Origin of the sequence: Streptomyces sp. NPDC056486, assembly GCF_042795295.1 — a bacterium.
In the GTDB taxonomy this organism is placed as follows: domain Bacteria; phylum Actinomycetota; class Actinomycetes; order Streptomycetales; family Streptomycetaceae; genus Streptomyces.
In genome coordinates, this window is the sequence record NZ_JBHTSF010000009.1 from 29,699 (window position 1) to 52,022 (window position 22,324).

At 69.6% G+C, this 22,324-nt stretch carries 19 protein-coding genes; 7 read left to right on the forward strand and 12 right to left on the reverse strand.

From position 1 onward, the window contains the following. Positions 1-6: 6 nt before the first annotated feature. From ACFQ7F_RS06635 to ACFQ7F_RS06650, 4 genes are all read right to left on the reverse strand, one after another. Positions 7-234, reverse strand: coding sequence for a hypothetical protein (locus ACFQ7F_RS06635; RefSeq protein WP_383267068.1), 228 nt, complete (start codon positions 232-234; stop codon positions 7-9). Between the two features lie 37 nt (positions 235-271). Beyond that, a complete protein-coding gene (gene pflA, locus ACFQ7F_RS06640; RefSeq protein ID WP_383267070.1) occupies positions 272-1,087 on the reverse strand; it encodes a pyruvate formate-lyase-activating protein in 816 nt (271 codons plus the stop codon). 18 nt (positions 1,088-1,105) lie between these two features. Further along, complete coding sequence (gene pflB, locus ACFQ7F_RS06645; protein ID WP_383267073.1) at positions 1,106-3,364, reverse strand: formate C-acetyltransferase; 2,259 nt, start codon at positions 3,362-3,364, stop codon at positions 1,106-1,108. A gap of 294 nt (positions 3,365-3,658) precedes the next feature. Beyond that, positions 3,659-5,092 carry a NarK family nitrate/nitrite MFS transporter gene (locus tag ACFQ7F_RS06650; protein ID WP_383267075.1) on the reverse strand — a complete coding sequence of 478 codons (1,434 nt, stop codon included), beginning with the start codon at positions 5,090-5,092 and terminating at the stop codon, positions 3,659-3,661. A 312-nt stretch (positions 5,093-5,404) separates the two neighbouring features. On the opposite strand from ACFQ7F_RS06650, the gene ACFQ7F_RS06655 reads away from it, so the two are divergent. From ACFQ7F_RS06655 to ACFQ7F_RS06665, 3 genes are all read left to right on the forward strand, one after another. Beyond that, entirely contained in the window at positions 5,405-6,562 is a 1,158-nt protein-coding gene (locus tag ACFQ7F_RS06655; protein ID WP_383267077.1) for a P1 family peptidase, read from the forward strand. Between the two features lie 205 nt (positions 6,563-6,767). Further along, positions 6,768-7,985, forward strand: a complete 1,218-nt coding sequence (locus tag ACFQ7F_RS06660) for an Ig-like domain-containing protein (protein ID WP_383267080.1) — start codon at positions 6,768-6,770, stop codon at positions 7,983-7,985. 165 nt (positions 7,986-8,150) lie between these two features. Next, positions 8,151-8,942 (forward strand): DUF6227 family protein, encoded by a 792-nt coding sequence (locus ACFQ7F_RS06665; RefSeq protein ID WP_383267083.1) that lies wholly within the window; start codon positions 8,151-8,153, stop codon positions 8,940-8,942. 64 nt (positions 8,943-9,006) lie between these two features. Here ACFQ7F_RS06665 and ACFQ7F_RS06670 read toward each other — a convergent pair whose 3' ends face one another. The 5 genes from ACFQ7F_RS06670 to ACFQ7F_RS06690 form a co-directional block, all read right to left on the reverse strand. Next, positions 9,007-9,264, reverse strand: coding sequence for a hypothetical protein (locus tag ACFQ7F_RS06670; protein ID WP_383267085.1), 258 nt, complete (start codon positions 9,262-9,264; stop codon positions 9,007-9,009). Between the two features lie 148 nt (positions 9,265-9,412). Continuing rightward, a complete protein-coding gene (locus ACFQ7F_RS06675) occupies positions 9,413-11,407 on the reverse strand; it encodes a fructose-specific PTS transporter subunit EIIC (protein ID WP_383267088.1) in 1,995 nt (664 codons plus the stop codon). Between the two features lie 124 nt (positions 11,408-11,531). After that, positions 11,532-12,479, reverse strand: a complete 948-nt coding sequence (pfkB, locus tag ACFQ7F_RS06680) for a 1-phosphofructokinase (RefSeq protein WP_383267242.1) — start codon at positions 12,477-12,479, stop codon at positions 11,532-11,534. Positions 12,480-12,556: 77 nt separating this feature from the next. After that, positions 12,557-13,318: a DeoR/GlpR family DNA-binding transcription regulator gene (locus ACFQ7F_RS06685; protein WP_383267091.1), complete on the reverse strand. Its 762-nt coding sequence runs from the start codon at positions 13,316-13,318 to the stop codon at positions 12,557-12,559. A 306-nt stretch (positions 13,319-13,624) separates the two neighbouring features. Next, a complete protein-coding gene (locus tag ACFQ7F_RS06690) occupies positions 13,625-14,341 on the reverse strand; it encodes a TetR/AcrR family transcriptional regulator (protein ID WP_383267093.1) in 717 nt (238 codons plus the stop codon). A gap of 161 nt (positions 14,342-14,502) precedes the next feature. Between ACFQ7F_RS06690 and ACFQ7F_RS06695 the strand changes: the two genes are divergently transcribed. Then, a complete protein-coding gene (locus tag ACFQ7F_RS06695) occupies positions 14,503-15,774 on the forward strand; it encodes an extracellular solute-binding protein (RefSeq protein ID WP_383267096.1) in 1,272 nt (423 codons plus the stop codon). Between the two features lie 36 nt (positions 15,775-15,810). On the opposite strand, the gene ACFQ7F_RS06700 is transcribed toward ACFQ7F_RS06695, so the two are convergent. Beyond that, positions 15,811-17,364, reverse strand: coding sequence for an MFS transporter (locus ACFQ7F_RS06700; protein WP_383267099.1), 1,554 nt, complete (start codon positions 17,362-17,364; stop codon positions 15,811-15,813). A gap of 62 nt (positions 17,365-17,426) precedes the next feature. Between ACFQ7F_RS06700 and ACFQ7F_RS06705 the strand changes: the two genes are divergently transcribed. Then, complete coding sequence (locus ACFQ7F_RS06705; protein ID WP_383267101.1) at positions 17,427-18,476, forward strand: helix-turn-helix transcriptional regulator; 1,050 nt, start codon at positions 17,427-17,429, stop codon at positions 18,474-18,476. A gap of 73 nt (positions 18,477-18,549) precedes the next feature. On the opposite strand, the gene ACFQ7F_RS06710 is transcribed toward ACFQ7F_RS06705, so the two are convergent. Continuing rightward, positions 18,550-19,557 (reverse strand): RNA polymerase sigma factor RpoD/SigA, encoded by a 1,008-nt coding sequence (locus ACFQ7F_RS06710; protein ID WP_383267104.1) that lies wholly within the window; start codon positions 19,555-19,557, stop codon positions 18,550-18,552. A gap of 184 nt (positions 19,558-19,741) precedes the next feature. Here ACFQ7F_RS06710 and ACFQ7F_RS06715 point away from each other — a divergent pair, with 184 nt between their 5' ends. Together ACFQ7F_RS06715 and ACFQ7F_RS06720 are read left to right on the forward strand one after the other, a co-directional pair. Next, entirely contained in the window at positions 19,742-20,284 is a 543-nt protein-coding gene (locus tag ACFQ7F_RS06715) for a GNAT family N-acetyltransferase (protein ID WP_383267106.1), read from the forward strand. Between the two features lie 80 nt (positions 20,285-20,364). Beyond that, on the forward strand, positions 20,365-21,420 hold the full coding sequence (locus ACFQ7F_RS06720; RefSeq protein ID WP_383267108.1) for a questin oxidase family protein: 1,056 nt from the start codon (positions 20,365-20,367) through the stop codon (positions 21,418-21,420). Positions 21,421-21,453: 33 nt separating this feature from the next. On the opposite strand, the gene ACFQ7F_RS06725 is transcribed toward ACFQ7F_RS06720, so the two are convergent. Beyond that, positions 21,454-22,242, reverse strand: coding sequence for a dioxygenase (locus ACFQ7F_RS06725; RefSeq protein ID WP_383267112.1), 789 nt, complete (start codon positions 22,240-22,242; stop codon positions 21,454-21,456). Between the last annotated feature and the right edge of the window lie 82 nt (positions 22,243-22,324).

The following is a 22,324-nucleotide window of genomic DNA, read 5'->3' on the forward strand; positions in this document are numbered from 1 at the left end:
GCGGGCTCAGAGGTGGTGGGGCGGCTTCTCGTCGAGGAAGCGCGCCAGGTCAGCGGCGCTGTCGCCGCCGCCCGCGGGCCGCTCGCCCCACCCGCGGTCCGTGTCGTCCGAAGACTGCTGCGACAGAGGGTCGTCGAAGACCAGGGCGCTCTTGGGCTTCTTCGGCGCCGTGGAGCCCTTCGGGGTCTCCGGTTCCTTCGGATCGTGCGGTTCGGGGGCGGGGGCGGTGCTCATGCCTCCAGGGTACGTCCGTGGGGCGTCGCGGCGGCAGTCAGACGGCCGTGAGCCCCTGAGCTGCGAAGATCTCCCTGGCCGTGGCCACCTGCCCCGGGGTCGGCGAGGGGGTGTCGTGCAGGGTGAAGTCCTTGCCGAGAGCGTCCCATTTCGCCTCGCCCAGCTTGTGGAAGGGCAGCACGTCGACGCGCGAGACGTTGCCGAGCGAGGCGGCGAAGCGGGCGACGCCCTCGACGTTCTGAGGGTCGTCGGTCAGGCCGGGGACGAGGACGAACCGCACCCAGACGTCCTTGCCGAGGTCGGCGAGGCGGTGGGCGAAGTCGAGAGTGGGCCGCAGCGGGCGTCCGGTGACCTTCTTGTACGTCTCGCGGTCCCAGGACTTGATGTCCAGGAGCACGAGGTCGACGTCGCGGAGCAGGGCGTCGGTGGCGCGCGTGCCGAGGAAGCCGGAGGTGTCGAGGGCGGTGTGCAGGCCCAGTTCGTGCTTGAGGCGGTGCAGCAGTTCGCCGGTGAAGACGGGCTGCAGGAGGGGTTCGCCGCCGCTGACGGTGGCTCCGCCGCCCGCCGCCGAGATGAACGTGGTGTATTTGGCGGCCTCCGCGATCACGTCGTCGGCGGTGGTCCGCTTGCCGTCGCGCATCCGCCAGGTGTCGAGGTTGTGGCAGTACAGGCAGGTCAGGGGGCAACCCGAGAGGAACGTGACGAAACGGGAGCCGGGTCCGTCGACGCCGGTGGACAGGTCCCAGGAGTGGACGGAGCCGGTGACGGGACGCCGGGTGGCAGCGGCCGCCGGGGTCGCCGGGTTCTCGGTCGCCGGGTTCTCCGGGGTCGCCGTGTCGAGCAGAGCAGTCATGGCAGAGCTCCAGGTGGCTCAGAGGGAGCCGTGGAAGGTGCGGTTGATGACGTCGAGCTGCTGGTCGCGGGTCAGGCGGATGAAGTTGACCGCGTAGCCGGAGACCCGGATGGTCAGTTGCGGGTAGTTATCCGGGTGCTCCATGGCGTCCTGAAGGGTCGCCTTGTCGAGCACGTTGACGTTCATGTGGAAGCCGTCGCTGGCCATGTAGCCGTCGAGGACTCCGGCGAGGTTGTGGATCCGCTCTCCGGGCGTGCGGCCCAGGGCGTCGGGCGTGATGGTGTTGGTGAGCGAGATGCCGTCCTCGGCGTCGTCGTAGTCGAGCTTGGCGACGGACAGCGCGGAGGCGATGTAGCCGTGCTCGTCACGGCCGTTCATCGGGTTGGCGCCGGGGGCGAACGGCTCGCCCGCGCGGCGGCCGTCCGGGGTGTTGCCGGTCTTCTTGCCGTAGACGACGTTCGAGGTGATCGTCAGGACGGACTGGGTGTGGACCGCGTTCCGGTAGGTCGGGTGCCGACGGATCTTGCCCATGAAGTCCGAGACGATCCGCCGCGCGATGACGTCGGCCCGCTCGTCGTTGTTGCCGTAGGCGGGGTAGTCGCCCTCGATCTCGTAGTCGACGGCGAGGCCCGTCTCGTCGCGGATGACCTTGACCCTGGCGTGCTTGACGGCGGAGAGCGAGTCGGCGGCGACCGAGAGGCCCGCGATGCCGCACGCCATCGTGCGCAGGATCTCCTGGTCGTGCAGCGCCATCTCGACGCGTTCGTAGGCGTACTTGTCGTGCATGTAGTGGATGACGTTCAGCGCGTGGACATACGTCTTGGCGAGCCAGCCGAGCATCGCGTCGTAGCGCTCGGCGACGGTGTCATAGTCCAGGTATGCGCCGTCGACGGGCTCGAATCCCTCGACGACGCGGCGTCCTGTCACCTCGTCGCGGCCGCCGTTGATCGCGTAGAGCAGGGCCTTGGCGACGTTGACGCGGGCTCCGAAGAACTGCATCTGCTTGCCGACGGCCATCGCCGACACACAGCAGGCGATCGCGGTGTCGTCGCCGTACTTGGGGCGCATCAGGTCGTCGGACTCGAACTGGATGGCCGAGGTGTCGATGGCGACCTTGGCGGCGAAGTCCTTGAAGCCTCTGGGCAGTTCCCGCGACCAGAAGACCGTGAGGTTCGGTTCGGGGGCCGGGCCCAGGTTGTAGAGGGTCTGCAGGGCACGGAACGTGGTGCGGGAGACCAGCGGGCGGCCGTCCTCGCCGATGCCGGCCATCGACCAGGTGACCCAGGTCGGGTCGCCGGAGTAGAGCTCGTTGTACTCGGGGGTGCGCAGGAAGCGGACGATGCGGAGCTTGATGACGAAGTCGTCGATGAACTCCTGTGCCCCGGCCTCCGTGATGCGGCCGGACTCGATGTCGCGCTGGAGGTAGATGTCGAGGAAGTTGTCGATGCGGCCGATCGACATGGCCGCGCCGTTCTGCTCCTTCACGGCTGCCAGGTAGGCGAAGTACAGCCACTGGACGGCCTCGCGGCCGGTGGTGGCGGGGGCGGAGATGTCGTGGCCGTACGACATCGCCATGGCCTTCAGTTCGCCCAGGGCCTTGATCTGCTCGGAGGTCTCCTCGCGGGCGCGGATGACGTCCTCGGTGGCCCATTCCTCGCCGAGCAGGGCCTTGTCGGCCTCTTTCGCGGCGATGAGGCGGTCGACTCCGTAGAGCGCGACGCGGCGGTAGTCGCCGAGGATGCGGCCTCGGCCGTAGGCATCGGGCAGGCCGGTGATGATGCCCGAGGAACGGCAGGCGCGGATCTCGGGCGTATAGGCGTCGAAGACACCTTCGTTGTGGGTCTTGCGGAGGTGCGTGTAGACCTCTTTGACCTCGGGGTCGGCGTCGTAGCCGTAGGCGTTGAGTGCGCTTTCGACCATCCGCCAGCCGCCGTTGGGCATGATGGCGCGGCGCAGCGGCGCGTCGGTCTGCAGACCGACGATGAGGTCGCGGTCCTGGTCGATGTAGCCGGGCCTGAAGGCGTCGATGCGGGACGGGGTCTTCACGTCGACGTCGTAGATGCCGCGTTCGTTCTCCGCGGGGAACATCGAGAGGAGCTTCTGCCAGACCTGGGTGGTGCGTTCGGTCGCGCCGGTCAGGAAGGAGTCGTCGCCCTCGTAGGGGGTGTAGTTCTGCTGCACGAAGTCGCGGACGTCGATGGCATCCCGCCACAGGCCGCCCTTGAAGCCGTCCCATGCCTGACCGTGCGCTGTCGTTTCCGCGGGAGTGGCAGTCATCGCCGGCACCTTCCGAATCGCCTTTTCGCTATGCGTCCATTGCACTCCGGTTTGATCGATCAGAGGCCGCGCAATGGTCCCCACTTCAGGGCCCAAGGCCCCTTCTCTCCGCACCTGCGATCGCGCGAACCCACTCTGACCTGGCATTTCTTTCGGGACTTTGGGCCCAAGTCCGCTTGTGAATGTGTTCACAAGAATTTCCCGGAGATCTCGTGGTACCGGGCCAGGACATACGAGTGGGCCGGGTGCTCCCACACCCGGCCCACTGCGCCCACGCCTTTCAGGGGCGGGGCGTCAGCTCGGGGACTCCGCGCCCTTGCGGGCGTAGAACCACCAGCAGACCGCGATACAGCTGGCGTAGAAGGCCACGAAGCCCCACATCGCGCTGGTGACCGGGAAGTTGGCGAACATCGCCGGGATGAAGAAGAAGCCGTACGCGGCGATGGCGGAGGTGAAGCCGGTGACGGCGCCCGCCTCCACCTCGGACTGCTTCAGCGCCTTCGTGTAGCCGGGTGTGCCCTCCGTCAGGCCCTTCAGGTGCTGGTCGCGGAAGATCACCGGGATCTGGCGGAACGTCGAGCCGTTACCGATGCCCGAGAAGAAGAACGCGCACAGGAAGCAGGCGAAGAAGCCGTAGAAGTTGCCGTTGTCGCCGCCGGAGGGCAGGAAGTTGATGACGCCGATGATCGAGATCGCCATGCCGACGAACGAGATGATGGTGACCCTGGCGCCGCCGATCTTGTCGGCGATCCAGCCGCCTGCCCAGCGGGCGAGCGCGCCCACGGCCGGGCCCATCCAGGCATACGTCGCCGCGGAGTAGGCCGCGTCGATCGGCGTGAACGTGGTCTTGATGAGCATCGGCAGAGCCGCCGCGAACCCGATGAAGGAACCGAACGTGCCGACGTAGAGCCAGGTCATCAGCCAGTTGTGCTTGCGCTTGAAGATGATCTTCTGCTGGCTGAACGGGGTCGACGCGACCTTCAGGTCGTTCTGGCCGAACCACGCGACGACGGCCAGGATCACCAGGACCGGCACCCACAGGAACGCGGCGTTCTGCAGCCACACGGGTGTGCCGTCGGCCTTGTGCTGGGCCGAGCCGACCGCGATGACCGAGCTGGTGATGACGATCGGGGTGACCAGCTGGACGACGGAGACACCGAGGTTGCCGAGGCCGCCGTTGATGCCGGTGGCGTTGCCCTTGTCGCGCTTGGGGAAGAAGAAGCCGATGTTGGCGAGGGACGAGGCGAAGTTGGCGCCGCCGACGCCGCAGAGGGCCGCGATGGCGACCATCACGCCGTACGAGGTGTTCGGGTCCTGGACCGCGATGCCGAGCCAGATCAGCGGGACGACCAGGACGACCGTGGAGAGCGCGGTGAAGCGGCGCTGGCCGATCATCGGGCCGAGGAAGGTGTAGAGGACGCGTGCCGTGCCGCCGGTGAGGCCGGGAACGGCCGTCAGCCAGAACAGCTGCGAGGTGGAGAAGCCGAAGCCGACGTCCTTGAGGTTGGTCGCGGTGACCGACCACACCTGCCAGACGACGAACGCGACCAGGAGCGCGGGGACGGCGATCCACAGGTTGCGGGCGGCGACCTTCTTGCCGATGGACTTCCAGAAGAGTTCGTTCTCCGGCTCCCAGTCGGTGATGGTCTTGCCGGGGCGGTACTGCACGGGGTCGTACGTCGTGCCCGCTGGTGCGGTCGGCGCTTCTTGGGCGGCAGGCGATCTCATGTTGGTTCCCAGTTCGCTACGGGTCCCGACCTTGCTCCGGGGCCTGACCATTCCAGGCTCCCGTGCGCGGCTCTTCAGGAGCAGAGTCGTAGGGCATGCGCGGGCCGGCCCAAAGACACGAAGTTCAGGGGGCCTTCGGACCTCGTGGACCGCCGCGGTGCGCGAGCGGGTCCAGGCCGTCCGCCACGCGGCGCCCGGGTGTCACCGCCGACCCGCGGGGCGCCGCGCGCCGCAGCCCGATGCGGCGGAACCCGTCTGCTGTGCTGCTCCCATGACGACCGCTTAACTCCCCCGCGTGATACGCAAGTCGGCATGGATTCCTCCCACTCCCTCAACTCCCTCACCGATGTCCCCGGCCTTCGCGTAGGCCATGCCACCCGCACCGCCCCGGCGCACGAAGGCCACCTCACCGGCACCACCGTCGTGCTCGCCCCTGTGGGCGGCGCCGTCGCGGCCGTGGATGTACGCGGCGGCGGCCCCGGCACCCGTGAGACGGACGCCCTGGACCCCCGCAACCTGGTGCAGCGCGTCGAGGCCGTCGTGCTGACCGGCGGCAGCGCGTACGGCCTCGACTCCGCGAGCGGCGTGACGGCGTGGCTCGAGGAGCAGGGCCGCGGCGTACGGGTCGGCCCCGACCCCTCCCACGTCGTCCCCGTCGTCCCGGCCGCCTGCGTCTTCGACCTCGGCCGCGGAGGCGACTTCAAGGCGCGCCCCGACGCCGCGACGGGCCGCGCCGCAGTGGAGGCCGCCGCGGGCACCGAGCCCTTCACTCCCGTCGAGGAGGGGAACGTGGGCGCGGGTACCGGCGCGGTGGTCGGCAAGGTCAAGGGCGGCATCGGCAGCGCGAGCGTCAGGCTGGAATCGGGTGTCACGGTCGCCGCCCTGGTCGTGGCGAACGCGGCGGGCTCGGGGGTGGATCCGCAGACGGGCGCGCTGTACGGGCGGTACTTCGAGGGACGTCGGGTGAACTACCCCGCCCCGGAGGCCCACGAGGAGGCCACGCGACGCCTGGCCGAAGCAGCCGCCTCCACCTCCTCCGCCTCAGGCTCCGGCTCCGGCTCCGGCTCCGGCTCCGAGAGTGGTCCTCCTACGCTGAACACCACCCTCGCCGTCGTCGCCACGGACGCCGAACTCACCAAGGCGCAGGCGCAGAAGCTCGCAGGAACGTCGCACGACGGTATGGCACGTGCCGTACGTCCCGTCCATCTCCTCAATGACGGAGACACCGTCTTCGCCCTCGCGACCGGCGAGCGTCCCCTGCCGGGAGCGGCGCAGAACCCGCTCGCCCTGAACGAGATCCTCGCGGCGGGCGCGGACATGGTGACGGCGGCGATCGTCCGGGCGCTCCTGGCTGCGGAGTCCGTGGAGACACCGGGCGGCAACTTCCCCTCGTACCGCGACCTCTACGACGTCCACGACCTCCAGGACCTCCAGGACCTCCAGGACCTCCACGACGAGCAGCCCCGGTAGGGCTCTCAGTCACCCCAAAGCATCAACTAAGGGAATCCCCAGAAAGAACGGCTACAAATACCCACAGACCACAGCCCGTTGGGCCGCCGACGGGCCATGCCGCTGTGCCCACCCTCACACCGACCGGACGGAACCTTTCCACCCGCTCGCCGCTCTTATCCCCTACTGGATCAGAACGCGCACTTCGCATAAAGATGGAGCACCCGTGACAACGTCGCACATAGCCAAGCCCCGGCGGCGCACCCTTCTGGCGGCCACCGCGCTCGCCGCCGTGGGCGCGCTCTCCCTTACGGCCTGCAGCGGCGACGGGGACGGCAACGGCGACGACAAGAACGGCGGGTCCAAGGCCCAGGGCGCCGACATCACCATCTCGGCGAAGGACGGCTCGACCGGCGCCTCCATCAACGCCACCGGCGTCAAGGTCGAGGGCGGCAAGCTGACCGAGGTGAAGATGACCCTGGTCTCCACCGGGGCGGCGGTCGACGGCACGCTCTCCGGCGACGGCACGAGCTGGAAGCCCAAGGCCCAGCTCGAGCGCGGCATGAAGTACAAGATCACGGCCGACGCGAAGGACACCAAGGGCAAGGAAGCGACCGAGAACTCGATCTTCACCACCGTCTCGAAGGACAACAGCTTCATCGGCAGTTACACCCCCGACGGCGGCACGAAGGTCGGCGTCGGCATGCCGGTCTCCTTCAACTTCGACAAGGCGATCACCGAGAAGCAGTCCGTCCAGTCGCACATCAAGGTCACCTCCGACAGCGGCCAGAAGATCGTGGGCCACTGGTTCGGCAACCAGCGCCTCGACTTCAGGCCCGAGGAGTACTGGAAGGCCGGTTCCAAGGTCACGATGAAGATCGCCCTGGAGGGCGTGAAGGGCGCCGAAGGCGCCACCGGCGTGCAGAACAAGACCGTCACCTTCACCGTCGGCCGCGCGCAGGTCTCCACGGTCGACGTGAACGCCAAGAAGATGACGGTCGAGCGGGACGGCAAGGTCATCAAGACCATCCCGATCTCCGCGGGCAGCCCGTCGAACCCCACGTACAACGGCAAGATGGTGATCGCCGAGAAGTTCACCCAGACCCGTATGAACGGCGACACGGTCGGCTTCGGCGGCGAGTACGACATCAAGGACGTCCCGCACGCGATGCGCCTTTCGTCCTCCGGCACCTTCATCCACGGCAACTACTGGGGCTCGCCCTCGATCTTCGGCAGCTCCAACACCAGCCACGGCTGCGTCGGCCTGCAGGACGCACAGGGCGCGGGCGACTCCAGCACGCCGGGCGCGTGGTTCTACGACAACTCCCTCATCGGCGACGTCGTGACGGTCAAGGGCTCCCCGGACGAGACCGTCGCCCCGGACAACGGCCTCAACGGCTGGAACATGTCCTGGAGCGAGTGGACGGCGGGCAGCGCCGGCTGATTTTTTTCAGCCACCGAGTCCGGCCCTCTGACCAGGGCCAACACCGCGAGCCGCACGGGAACTTGCCGTGCGGCTCGTGCGTTTTCCCGTTCCCGGGCATGATGTCCGACTCAGGGGCTACGGTATGCACTCACAAGGTGACATGTAGCAACGCCGGGAGAAACCTTGAGCGTTCCGTATGAGTACGAGACGGCGTGCGAGCCACAGTCGGCCGAGCAGAAGTCTCCGCACTCTCCGCAGGAGCATCTCGAGCGGCTTCTTCGCCGCGCCCTGAACTCCTTCGACCTGCCGGACGACACTATAGGACGCCTGGAATCGGCTCTCGCGTACGACAGTTCGCTGCACTCCGCGCATCACAGCGCGGGCCTGCACCGCGAGACGTACCGACACACGTGGCTGCTCGCCGACGCCGGCGCGCTCACCCTCTGGGAGCTCGTGCACAACACGGGCCCCGGCAGCCACGCCCAGTACGAGCTGTACGCGGACGAGGACGAGGCCGGTATCGCCACCGCGCGCCTGCCGCTCCCGCCCGACACCCCCGCCGCCGCCTGCGAGCAGCCCGTCGTGCTCCAGCTCCCGGTCACCGACGAGCCCCGGCACACGTACATCCCTGACGACTCCGCGGATCACGCGCGCAGGCTGCTGCGCCGCGCGGAGAACTCGGTGGGCGAGGGGCGGCCCGGTGAGGACATCGGGAGGTTATTGCGCTCGGCGTTCGCGCACCAGATCACACAAGCCTTCGGCCGCCCCTGCCTCGCGGGCGAGGCACGCCTCTGCTTCTCGCTCTACGAGCACGCGTTCCTACTCTTCGACGGCAGCGAGCTCAGCCTCTGGGAGGTCGAGCACACGGTCACGCCCGACAAGCGGCACCGGTGCGAGGTGTACGTATCCGAGGAAGCGGCCCGCGCGGCGATGGAGCAGCGCGCGAGGAGCCTTCCGCGGCAGCGTACGAAGTAGAAGGACGTACGGAGCAGAGGCGTACGAGGCAGAGGCGTACGAAGTAGAGACGTGCGAGGTAGATCTACGACCTGCCGTCGCCGCCGAACTGCCGCACGAGAACGGCGAATGCGGCGCGCTCGGCCGCCGTCAGCTCGACCGTCTCCGCGCGCGGAGGGCCTGTTTGCGCGGGCAGCGCACGCAGCGCCTGGGACTGACGCCAGACGTCCGCGTCGACCTGGTCGCGACGCAGCACCCGCACCAGGCCCACGGCCCAGACGGCGGTCGCCACGGCCAGTACGGCCACGCCTGCCTGCTGGAGGATCGAGACATTCTGGAGCATGCCGCACAGTAGACAACACGATCCGGGGCTTACGACAGGGGGGTTGTAGGACTTACGTCCCGAAGTGACGCATGTCGCACAACCCCCCTCATAGGGGCCGAACAGTCAGAGCTCAGACAGAAGCCCTGATAAGAGCCCAGTTGGAAGCTCAGACAGCCGCCGGTACGCGCTCCTCCGCCACAGCTTCCTCAGCCGTGGCGCCGCTCTCCGAAGGGGCCTGCTTCCGGGTGCCCTTGAGCAGGATGACCGACACGGTCGAGACGCCGACACCGGCGAGGATCGCGACCAGGTAGAGCAGCGGCTGCCCGATGAGCGGCACCACGAAGATGCCGCCGTGCGGAGCCCGCAGTGTGCAGCCGAAGGTCATCGACAGGGCGCCGGTGACGGCGCCGCCCGCCATCGACGCGGGGATCACCCGCAGCGGGTCGGCCGCGGCGAACGGGATCGCGCCCTCCGTGATGAAGGAGGCGCCGAGGAACCAGGCCGCCTTGCCGTTCTCGCGCTCGGTCTTGGTGAAGAGCCGGCCGCGGACCGTGGTGGCGAGGGCCATGGCGAGCGGCGGGACCATGCCGGCCGCCATCACGGCGGCCATGACCTTGAGGCTGCCCTCGGTCGGGTTGGCGAGGCCGCCGACGGCGAAGGCGTACGCGACCTTGTTCAGCGGGCCACCGAGGTCGAAGCACATCATCAGGCCGAGGATGACGCCCAGGATGATGGCGTTGGCGCCGGAGAGGCCCTCCAGCCAGTCCGTGAGCGCGCTCTGCAGCGAGGCGATGGGCTTTCCGATGACGAGGAACATCAGGAAGCCGACGACCGCGGACGAGATCAGCGGGATCACGACCACGGGCATGATCCCGCGAAGGACGGTGGGGATCTTCACGCGCTGGATGCCCATGACGACCGCGCCCGCGATCAGGCCCGCCGCGAGACCGCCGAGGAAGCCCGCGTTGATGGTGACGGCGACGGAGCCGCCGACGAATCCGGGGACGAGTCCCGGCCGGTCGGCCATCCCGTACGCGATGTAGCCCGCGAGGACCGGCACCAGGAAGGCGAAGGCGAGCCCGCCGATCTGGAAGAGGAGCGCGGCCCAGCTTGTGGTGTCCGTCCACACGAAGTGCTCGGCGACGGACGGCGCCTTGTCGATCTTCCAGCCGCCGATGGCGAAGCCGAGCGCGATGAGGAGACCGCCCGCGGCGACGAACGGGACCATGTAACTGACGCCGGACATCAGCCACTTGCGCAGCTTGGTGCCGTAGCCGTCGCCGCTGTCACCGGCGTTGTCGACGGGGCTCGGCCCGACGTCCGCGGTGGTCTCGCCACGGGCCGCCTTCGCCCGGACCTCCGCGATGAGCGCGGCGGGCTTGCTGATGCCCGCCTTCACGCCGACGTCGACGGTGGGCTTACCGGCGAAACGGTCCTTCTCCCGTACGGGGACGTCGTGCGCGAAGATGACCGCGTCCGCGGCGGCGATGACCGCCGGGTCCAGGCGCGTGAAGCCGGAGGAGCCCTGCGTCTCCACCGTCAGCTCTACGCCTGCCTCGCGGGCCGCGTTCTCGAGGGACTCGGCTGCCATGTAGGTGTGGGCGATGCCTGTGGGGCAGGAGGTCACCGCCACGATGCGGAACGGCTCCGCCGGGGTGGGGTCGTCGTTCTCCGGCCGCGGGTCGGCGGGTTCTTCCGCCGCGCTGCGGGTGGCAGGCTCCCCGCTGATCAGAGCCGCTGCCGTCGCCGCGTCCTCAGCTCCGCGCAGCGCGCTCGTGAACTCCTCGTCCATCAACTGCCGTGCGAGCGACGAGAGAATCGTCAGGTGTGCGTCGTCGGCACCGGCCGGAGCGGCGATCAGGAAGATCAGGTCGGCGGGTCCGTCCGGCGCCCCGAAGTCGATGCCGTCGGCCGAGCGGCCGAAGGCCAGGGTCGGCTCGGTGACGTGGGCGCTGCGGCAGTGCGGGATGCCGATGCCGCCGTCGAGCCCGGTCGGCATCTGCGCCTCGCGGGCCGCCACGTCGGCGAGGAATCCGTCCAGGTCGGTCACCCGGCCCAGGGCCACCATGCGCTCGGCGAGGGCACGGGCCGCCGCTTCCTTGGTTCCGGCGGACCGGTCGATTTCGAGGTCGACCAGTTCCGCGGTGATCATCTCGCTCATCGCGGGCTCCTTCGCACGCGTATCGCCCGGAGGGCGGGGGTGAGGACGGGGACGGGGGTGGAGATGGGGGTGGAGGGGGAGACGGGGGTTGAGGTGGTGGGGAGGTACTTGCGGGGGTGGGGACTCATGACACCGGCTCCGTCAGTACGCGGTCCAGGGGGACCTCCGACGTGACCGTGACCGCGTCGGGCGCGAGGTCGGACGGGGTCGGCATCGCACTGCCGGGGAGTTGCACCGCTGCCGCGCCGTGCGCCACCGCCGAGGCGAGGGCCGTGGCGCCGGTGCCGCCCGCGATGAGGAAACCGGCCAGGGAGGAGTCACCGGCGCCGACGTTGCTGCGTACGGCGGCGACCGGGGCGCTGGCGAAGTACCTGCCCGAGTCGTCCACCAGGAGCTGACCGTCCGCACCGAGGCTGGCGAGCACGGCCCGCGCGCCAAGCTCCCGCAGCTCTTCAGCCGCCTTGACCGCGTCGCCGACCGTCGACAGGGGGCGGCCCACCGCTTCGGCGAGCTCCTCCGCGTTCGGCTTGACGACGTCGGGACGCTCGGCGAGCGCCGCGAGCAGCGCCGGGCCCGAGGTGTCCAGGGCGATACGGGCTCCGGCGGCGTGTGCGCGGGCCACGAGATCCGCGTACCAGGAAGGGGCGAGTCCGCGCGGAAGGCTGCCGCAGCAGGCGATCCAGTCGGCTCCCACGGACCGCTCCCGCACGGCGGAGAGCAGCAGCTCGGCCTCGACCGGCGTCAGTTCGGGCCCCGTCGCGTTGATCTTGGTGAGGGTGCCGTCCGGTTCGGCCACCGCGATGTTGGAGCGGGTCTGGCCCGCGACCCACACCGGCGCGACCTTGATGCCCTGCTCGTCCAGGAGCTGGTCGACGAGCGCGCCGGGCGCACCGCCGAGCGGCAGGACGGCGAGCGTCTCCCCGCCCGCGGCCGCGACCGCCCTCGATACGTTGACGCCCTTGCCGCCCGGGTCCATCCGGTCGCCGGTGGCCCGTATGACCTCACCGCGGTCCAGTGAGGGGACCTCGTAGGTGCGGTCGAGGGAGGGGTTGGGGGTGACGGTGAGGATCATGCGCGTACGTACCGTTTCGTTGCCGACCTGCGTATGGCTGTTACTGCTGTTGCTGTCCACGTTCTCGTCCGTGCCGCTCATGCCCGGATCACCTCCGTGCCGCCGCTTTCGATCGCGGCGGCGTCCTCGACACCGAGCCCGGTGTCGGTGATCAGCAGGTCCACATCATCGAGACCGCCGAAGCGCGCGAAGTGCTCCTGCCCGTACTTCGTGGAGTCCGCGAGGAGCACCACGCGGCGGGCCGCGCCGATCGCAGCGCGCTTGACGGCCGCTTCGGCGAGGTCGGGGGTGGTCAGGCCTGCTTCCGCGGAGAAGCCGTTCGCGGCGACGAAGAGGACGTCCGCGCGGATCTCTCCGTACGCCCGCAGCGCCCACGCGTCGACGGCGGCGCGCGTACGGCTGCGGACGCGGCCCCCGATGAGGTGGAGCTGGATGCCGGGGTGGTCGGCGAGGCGGGCGGCGGTGGGGAGGCCGTGCGTGACGACGGTGAACGTCGATTCGAGCGGGAGCGAGGCGGCGAGGCGGGCGACCGTCGATCCCGCGTCGAGGATGACGCTGCCTTCGGTGGGCAGCTCGGCGAGGGCGGCGCGTGCGATGCGGTCCTTCTCGTCGGCGGACGTTCCTTCCCGCTCCGCGAGGTCGGGCTCGAAGTCGAGGCGTCCGGCCGGTATGGCGCCGCCGTGCACGCGGCGTACGAGGCCTGCGCGGTCCAGGGCCTTCAGGTCACGCCGGATGGTCTCGGCGGTGACCTTGAACTCCTCGGCCAGCGACAGCACGTCGACTCGTCCGCCGTCGCGCGCGAGCCGCAGGATCTCCTGCTGGCGCTCCGGTGCGTACATGTCCGTTTGCCTCCGCCTGATGCCCGAGCTTGTGGGTTATCTCCGAGACTACGGCCGGATTTCCGCAAAGTAAACACGTCCGGGCGCGCAGCAGACACAAACGGACTTCCGTCCTGGGAGTGCGGGGAGCAAGGGTTGCCGCCCGAAGGGACCTCTCCCACCCACTCGCCCGATTGCCCCGCGTCACCAAGGGGGTGGAGTGAACCGAAGCGGGCAGCGGCCAGTAGCGGATAGCGAGGACGGACATACCGGCGCGGCCCCGCCCCCACAGACGAACCAGCACCGCACCCACCCGCCCCCCTCCCCCTACGGCCAGCGGAAGCCCTCCAGGGCCTCGATGCAACGTTCCGCCAGGGCCGCAGGCCCACCCGCACCCCCGGCCGGGGCGTCGCTCAGCGCCCACGCCTCCACCGCCACCCGCACCGCCGCACTGGCAACCCCCGCCACCAGCCGCAGCTCCAGCGAAGGCGCCTGCGCCCGCACCCCCACCCCGAGACCCTCCCGCTCGGCCAGAACGGAGATCAGCGTCTCCTCGGAGGCGTGGCAGGCGTCCGACCACACCGCCCGGAGAGCAGCGCTCTCCCCCGCCATGCGCAGCAACGCCCGCACCCACTCCAGCGCTTCCGCGTCCCCGATGGCGACCCCCGGCGCGGCATCACTGTCAGGGACCAGCGCCCGCGCCGCCGCGTGCCGCAGCGCGTCCCGCACGGAGAGATCCGCGGGGGCGCCCCGCACCGCCTCGGCCCACTGCTGCGCACCGGCGACGAAGAGCGGGGCGACCGCCTCCTCCTTCGTCGCGAAGTAGCGGTAGAAGGTGCGCGGCGCGACGCCCGCAGCGCGGGCGATGTCCTCGGCTCGGGTGGCTCGCAGCCCGTCCTCGACGAAGAGCGCGGCCGCGGCACGGGCGATGTCCAGGCGCGTCTCCGCCTTGCGGCGCTCGGTGAGCGAGCCGGGCGATCCGTGCGAGCCGTGCGAGCCGTGCGATCCGAGCGAATCGGGCGAGTTGGGTGAACTTGCGGGCATGCGAGGCAGGTTATGCCAAGGGGCTGAGCAGAGGGCCACTCAAGCACAGGGCCACTCAGGCACATTCTGCCTATGTGACAGAATCTGCCACCACGCGAATACGGTGAGATCAAGTACGTCCAAGAATGAGATCAAGTACGTCCAAGAAGGTGGCAAGCCCGGTGCGTCGTCGACAGTTCCTGACCAACTCGGCCGGTCTCACCGGCGCCTCCACCCTCGGCCTCGGCCTCGGCCTCAGCCTCAGCGGCTGCGCATCCGGCAGCGACACCACCACCCTCAAACTCCTCGTCGCCAGCTACGACAGAAGCGTCGGCTCCTCCATCGGCGACCAGTGGGACGGCCTGGTCTCCGCCTTCGAGAAGGCGCACCCCACCGTCAAGATCGCCCTGGAACGCGTCCCCTTCGACAAGCTGGACCGGACACTCGCCCGCCGAGTGAAGGACGGTGACGCCCCCGACGTCGCCCAGTCGAACGTCTTCGCCCCCTACGCCGAGGACGACCAGCTCTACGGCGCGTCCGACCTCTTCGACATCCGCACCGAGGCCGACTTCACCCGCTCGTACGCCGAAGCGGGATCGGTCAAGCACGTTCAGTACGGCATCCCGTTCCTCGCCAGCACCCCACGCCTCTTCTACAACACGGCCCTCTTCAAGCAGGCGGGCATCAGCGGCGCCCCCACCTCCTGGGCCGAGCTGCGTTCGGCGGCCCAAGCGTTGAAGGGGATCGGAGTGAAGACGCCGTACGGGCTGCAGCTGGGCCCCGAGGCCGCCGAGGACGAGGCCCTCTCCTGGATGCTCGCGGACGAGGGCGGCTATGCGGCCCTGGCGACCGGCTACGACTTCCACACCGCGAGCAACGTCCGGACGCTGACCTGGCTGCGGGACGAACTGGTGGCGAAGGAGCTCGCGGGCGCCGACCCGGCAGGGCTCAACAGGACGGCTGCGTACGAGCAGTTCATGCGCGGCGGCATCGGGATGCTGATCGCGCACCCGGTGCTCATGGGCGCCGCCGACAAGGCCAAGTTCCCTTACGCGCATGCCGCTTTCCCCACGCGGCTCGGCGGCTCGGCGGCGCCGGTGGGCCTGAGCGACTGGCTGATGGCGTTCAAGCAGAACGGCCACCGCGACGCGTGCGGCAAGTTCCTCAGCCATCTCTACGGCCGCAAGTCGGCGAAGGCGTACGGCGGCGGCCAGGCCGCGCTTCCCGTGACCAGCTCCGCGTCGTCGGCGCTGCGCGCGGACGCGGCCCAGCGCCCGCTGTGGAAGTTCATCGACCAGATGCCGCAGGCACAGTTCCAGCCGGTCGGTCTGCGCTCGTGGCCGACGGTACGGGCGGCCATCCGCAAGGAGATCGGGGCCGCCGTCACGAAGGGCGGCAACCCCGGCTCCGTACTCGAGTCCCTTGACGCGAAAGCGGCCCGGGCGGAGCTCTAGGCTCCACCCGGGCCGCGCCCGCCGATCCGACACCGCTCAGGAGGTCAACGCGGGCTCCCGCTGCGGAAGTTCATCGACGTCCTCGGACGTTACGTCCCCGCCCTCAGCGTCCTCACCACCCTCGACATGCTGGCGCGGCTTGCCCGGCAGGGCGAACATCAGCAGGAAGATGACGGTGAGCACGCCGACGACCCACCACAGCGAGTTCTGGAACGCGCCCACGATCTCCATGGGCACCTGGCTCCGCGCGGCCTTCTCGTCGATCGCGCCGAAGAACACCACGGAGACCAGGCCGAGTCCGAGCGCCGTGCCCATCTGCTGCACGGTGTTCAGGAGCCCGGACGCGGACCCCGAGTGCTCACGCGGCACGTCCGAGAGGATGGCGTCCGTCAGGGGCGCGACGATCAGTCCCATGCCCACACCCATCACGGTCAGCGGCAGAGCCATCTGCCAGGACGCGATGTCCGCGCCGTACCGGTCCGCCTCCCAGATGTAGAGCAGCACCCCGGTGGCCATGATGAGCGCGCCGCCCTGCAGCACCTTGCGTCCGAAGCGCGGCACCAGCTTCTGCACGGACATACCGGCCGCCGCCGAGACGGCGATCGAGAACGGCACCCCGGTCGTGCCCGCCCGCAGCGCGCTCCAGCCGAGCCCCGTCTGCATGTAGAGCGTCCAGACCAGGAAGAAGATGCCCATCGCGACACCGAACACGGTCTGCACCGCGATGCCCGCGGCGAAGCTCTTCACCTTGAACAGGGACAGCTCCACCAGCGGCGAACCGTCCTTGGCCGCCTTCGCCTTCTCGTACGCGATGAGCGCGCCGAAGACGACGAGTCCGCCCGCCATCAGGGCGTAGCCCCACAGCGGCCAGTCCAGCTCCTGCCCACGGGTGAGCGGGTAGAGCACCATCAGCAGGCCGAGCGTGACGAGGACGACGCCGACGAGGTCGAGCTTGAGGGCCTTCGGCGCCTTGGACTCACTGATGAACTTGCGCCCCAGGATCAGCCCCGCGATACCGACGGGCAGGTTGATCAGGAAGATCGGCCGCCATTCGAGACCGAAGATGTTCCACTCGGTGAGGAGTGCGCCGAGCAGCGGCCCCGAGACCGCGCCGAGCCCCACGATCATCCCGAAGAGCCCGAAGACCTTGCCCCGTTCGTGCGCGGGGAAGGTGGCGTGCACGATCGACAGGACCTGCGGCACCATCATCGCGGCCATGCCGCCCTGCAGAATCCGCGAGGCGACCAGCATCTCCGGGTTGGCGGCGAACCCGCAGAGCGCTGAGGCGAGCGTGAAGCCCCCGATCCCTATGAGGAACATCCGCTTGCGCCCGTGGATGTCGCCGAGCCGCCCGCCGGTGATCAGCCCGGCCGCGAACGCGAGCGCGTAACCCGCGGTGATCCACTGGATCTGGCTGTACGAGGCGCCGGCGTCCTGCTGGATGGACGGGATCGCGATGTTGACGATGGTGACGTCGACGAGGTCCATGAAGGCCGCGGTCATCACGATGGCGAGGGCGAACCAGCGGCGCCGGTCGGCGGCGGCGGCCGCCGTTCCGGTCGGTGCTGTGGCAGGGCTGCTGTAAGTCATGAGAGAAGCCTAGAAGTCATATAGGCCAGTACGTGTCCTAGATACGCGGCATCCTGGACGACATGACTTCGACTTCGGGCACGACCTCGACCTCGACTTCGGGCACGACCTCGGCTTCGGAAAGGTCCGGCGGTACGGGCGGCACCGGCGGTACGGACACCCCTGCGCGGCTTCTGCAGCTCCTCTCCCTCCTCCAGACGCCGCGCGAGTGGCCGGGCGGGGAGTTGTCCGACCGGCTCGGCGTCAGCCGCCGTACGGTGCGGCGCGACATCGACCGGCTGCGGGACCTCGGCTACCCGGTGCAGGCGAGCCAGGGGACGGCCGGTGGCTACCGCCTCGTCGCGGGCAAGGCGATGCCGCCGCTCGTCCTGGACGACGAGGAGGCGGTGGCGATCGCCGTGGGCCTGCGGGCAGGGGCGGGTCACGCGGTGGAGGGGGTGGAGGAGGCGTCGGTCCGGGCCCTGGCGAAGCTTGAGCAGGTGCTGCCTTCCCGGCTGCGCCATCGCGTCCAGGCGCTCCAGATCGCCACGACGCCGCTGACCAGCGGGGACGGCGCCAGTATCGCGCCCGAGACGCTCACGGTCATGGCGTCAGCGGCGGCGGGCCAGGAACGCCTCCGCTTCGCGTACCGCTCCGGCGACGGTACGGAGTCCCGGCGCCTGACGGAGCCGCACCGTCTGGTGTCGACCGGGCGGCGCTGGTACCTCGTCGCGTACGACATCGACCGCGACGACTGGCGTACGTTCCGGGTGGACCGGGTGTCGTCCCCCTTCGCCACCGGCGCCCGCTTCGTGCCGCGCGAACTGCCCACGGGGGACGCCGCGGAGTTCATCCGCCGGTCGGTGTGGCGGGGGCAGCCTTCGTACGCGATCGACGTGACGTTCGCGGCCTCCGCGGAGGCCGTCGCGGCCAGGTTTCCGGCGGCTCTCGGCACGCCGGAGGCCCTGACGGACTCCACTTGTCGCCTCCGCTCGACGGTGACGGACTCCGTCGACTGGCTGGCCGTCCGCCTCGCCATGGCCGGCTGCGACTTCGTGGCCCACGAGCCCCCGGAACTGGTGGCGTCCCTGCGGGGGCTGGGCTCCCGATTGACGCGAGCGTCGGGGGCGTGACCCTAGCGAGCCCCGGCGCCGGGGGGATGGCACCGAGGCTCTGCTGATGGACGGTTTGGCGGGCCGCTCAGGCCTAGGCCGCCGCGTCGAATCCCGTGTCCCGAGCCATCTTCTTCAGCTCGAGCAACGCATGCTTCTCGATCTGACGGATCCGCTCCCGCGTAAGCCCATGCTGCTTGCCGACCTCCGTCAGGGTCCGCTCGCGGCCGTCCTCGATGCCGTACCGCATCTTGATGATGGAGGCCGTGCGCTGGTCGAGGCGGCCGATCAGGTCGTCCAGTTCCTCGCTGCGCAGCAGGGTCAGGACCGACTGCTCGGGCGAGACCGCGGAAGTGTCCTCCAGCAGGTCACCGAACTGTGTGTCTCCGCTGTCGTCCACGCCCATGTTCAGCGAGACCGGGTCACGCGCCCAGTCCAGGACGTCCGTCACTCGCGCGGGCGTGGAGTCGAGCTCATCGGCGACCTCTGCCGGCTCGGGGTCGCGCCCGTTCTTACGGTTGAACTCGCGCATGACCCGGCGGATCCGCCCCAGCTCCTCCACGAGGTGGACGGGGAGACGGATGGTGCGCGACTGGTCGGCTATGGAGCGCGTGATGGCCTGGCGGATCCACCACGTGGCGTACGTGGAGAACTTGAAGCCCTTGGCGTAGTCGAACTTCTCGACCGCGCGCACCAGGCCCGCGTTCCCCTCCTGGATCAGGTCGAGGAGGGGCAGACCACTCCTCGGATAGCGGCGGGCCACAGCGACGACGAGCCGCAGGTTCGACCGGATGAAGACATCCTTCGCCCGCTCGCCGTCGGCGACCAGCGCCTCAAGCTCCTCGCGGGAAGCTGCAGCGCCGGGGACGGAGTCCTCGATGTCGCCGTCGATTATCTTCCGGGCGTACACACCGGCCTCGATGATCTGGGACAGCTCGACTTCCTTGGCGGCGTCGAGAAGCGGCGTACGCGCGATCTCGTCGAGGTACATGCCGACCAGGTCGCGGTCGGCGATCTCCCCGCCTACGGCGCGAACACTGCGTGCCGCGTCGGTCTCGCCGGTGGAGGCGGACTTACGACGGGCGACGGCACGGGTTGCCATGCGTGCTCCCTTGCGTGTGGAGGTCCTGGTCGGCCCTTTTCACGGGCCTCTGTGGTGGAAACCACACCCTCGCGGGTGCCCTGCTTCCGATGGAAACAACGACTGGAATCCGGACAGAATTCCCAAGCCGCGCACCTATTTTCTTGACGTTGCAGTACCCTGTGCCGCCACATGGGGAGGCCAGATGCCGTCGGAACGTACAGAGGTGCAGGTCAGGCCGGGCACGGAGGCCGATCTCGAAGCACTGACCGATATCTACAACCACTACGTACGAGAGACGGCGATCACGTTCGACACAGCCGTCTTCCTGCCAGAAGAGCGCCGCCCTTGGCTGCTCTCCCATCCTGAAGACGGCCCCCACCGCCTATTGGTTGCCCAGGAACGGGATTCCGGACTGATCCTCGGATACGCCACCAGTAGTCCTTTCCGAACGAAGCCCGCGTACGCCACCTCTGTGGAAGTCAGCGTCTATTGCGCACCGGATGCCGCGGGCCGTGGCATCGGCACCCTGCTCTACAAGGCGCTCTTCGAGGCCCTGGAGGGTGAGGACCTGCATCGCGCCTACGCCGGGATCGCCCAGCCGAACGACGCGTCGGGCCGCCTCCACGAACGCTTCGGCTTCCGGCCCGTCGGCACGTACCGCGAAGTCGGCCGGAAGTTCGGCCGCTACTGGGACGTTGCCTGGTACGAGCGTCCCCTCGGCCCTCAGCCTCCAAGCGGGACCTAGGTCCCGCGGGCCCCGTCCTAGGTCCTGACCTAGTCCGCAAGGCCGTTACGCCCCGCTCGCGCCCCGCCTACCGTCCCTCCATGGACGCCACAGCCGATACCGGAGCCGACGCCGCAGCCGACAGCTCCGGCACCCTCGACGAAGCCCTGCAGCGCCTGCACGCCTCGGGACCCGAGCGGCTCGGGCGGCTCACCAACCACGCGCCGATGGCCGTCGAGGCGCTCGCCGCGCACGGCCGGTCCGGTGCCGTCCACCGCTGGCTTGAGCTGTACGCGTCGAAGTTGGAGGAGTACCCGAGCACGGTCGAGTCAATCACCGCCGACAACTGGCGTGCGGCCCTCGGCGATCCGCGCCGCGCGGCCGACTGGATCGCGTACTTCGACAGGCAGATCGGCGAACGCCCGTGGCGTGACGTACTCGCCGCGTGGTGGCCGCTCCTGCTGCCCGGCATGTACGGCGGCTCCACGCACCCGGTGATCCGGGTGGGCCACGCGGTGCGCACGCTCCTGGCGGGGGAGGCGACGGAGCCCCGCCTCGCCGAACTCGCCCACGGCCTCGGCTACTGGGCCGCCCGCCACCACCCCACCACCGGCATCGCACTCCTGCCGCAGCAGCCGGGAGGCACCGCAGTCGCCGCCCTGGACGCCGTCGAGCCGCTCCCCGACAGGGACAGCGGCAGCTTCCCCGCCAGGCTCGGCCGGATCGCGGGCCTCCCCGCGTGGGCGGCCGACGTGACGGACCCGGACGAGGCGCACCGCAGGCTCACCGAACTGGTGCGCGCGGCCACTCACCGGTACGCCACCCACGGCCACGGCGAGGCGACCATGCTGGTGCACGCGTCGACCGCGCCCAACGCCGTTCTGCGCGCCCTGCCCGCGCTGCCCCGCACCCTGTGGGCGCCGAGCCTGCACGCGGCCTGGACGGCGTCGGCCGCCGTGACCTCGATGTACGCCCCTGACGCCCCGGTCGCGTACACCGCACCCGGCACCTTCGCCCCCGATGAGGTCTTCGAGCGGGCGCTCGCGCACGGGGACGAGCACGTCATCAAGTTCACCGACACGGCACTGGACGTGGGCGACGAGCAGGCCCTGAAAGCAGCCCTGCGCGCGATAGAGATCAGCGAACCGCTCACGTAGCGCAGACCCGCCTCAGAGATCAGCCGAACTAGATCAGCCGAACTGCACCGACCTCTTGGCAAGCCCCATCCAGAACCCGTCGATCACACTCCGCTGCCGCTCCCGGCCCAGATCCCCCGAGGCCTCGGCAACCCCCAGTGTCACGAACAGGGGCGCGAAGTGCTCCGTACGCGGATGCGCGAGCTCGCCCGCCGGAGACTTGTGCCGGAAGTCGAGGAGGCCGTCCACATCGCCCGCGTCCAGCGCCTCGTGCCCCCACGCGTCGAACTCCACCGACCACGACGGCGTACCGCCCTGGCGCAGCGCCGCCAGATTGTGCGTGAAGAAGCCGCTGCCGACGATCAGCACGCCCTCGTCCCGCAGCGGCGCCAGCTTGCGGCCGATGTCCATCAGGCGCCGTGGGTCGAGGGTCGGCAGGGAGATCTGGAGAACGGGGATGTCCGCGCCTGGATACATCTCGACGAGGGGGACGTACGCTCCGTGGTCGAGCCCGCGATCCGGAGTGTCCTGCACCGGCGTACCGGCCCCGCGCAGCAATTTACGTACCGAATCAGCCAGTTGAGGGGCGCCGGGAGCGGCGTACGTCACTTGGTAGTAGTGCTCGGGGAAGCCCCAGAAGTCGTAGACCAGCGGCGCCGTCTCCGTCGCGCCGAGCGCGAGCGGGGCCTCCTCCCAGTGGGCGGAGACCATGAGGATGGCCTTGGGGTGCGGCAGCTCCGCGGACCAGGCGCGGAGCTGGTCGGGCCAGAGCTCGTCGTCGGCGAGCGGCGGTGCGCCGTGGCTGAGGTACAGGGCGGGCATGCGCTCCTGGGTTGCGGTCATGACGGCGCCTCCGAGAACCGGGAACGTGCGACGAAGAACGTACGAAGAGCGTACGAAGAACGATTTACTTTAACTCTCAAGC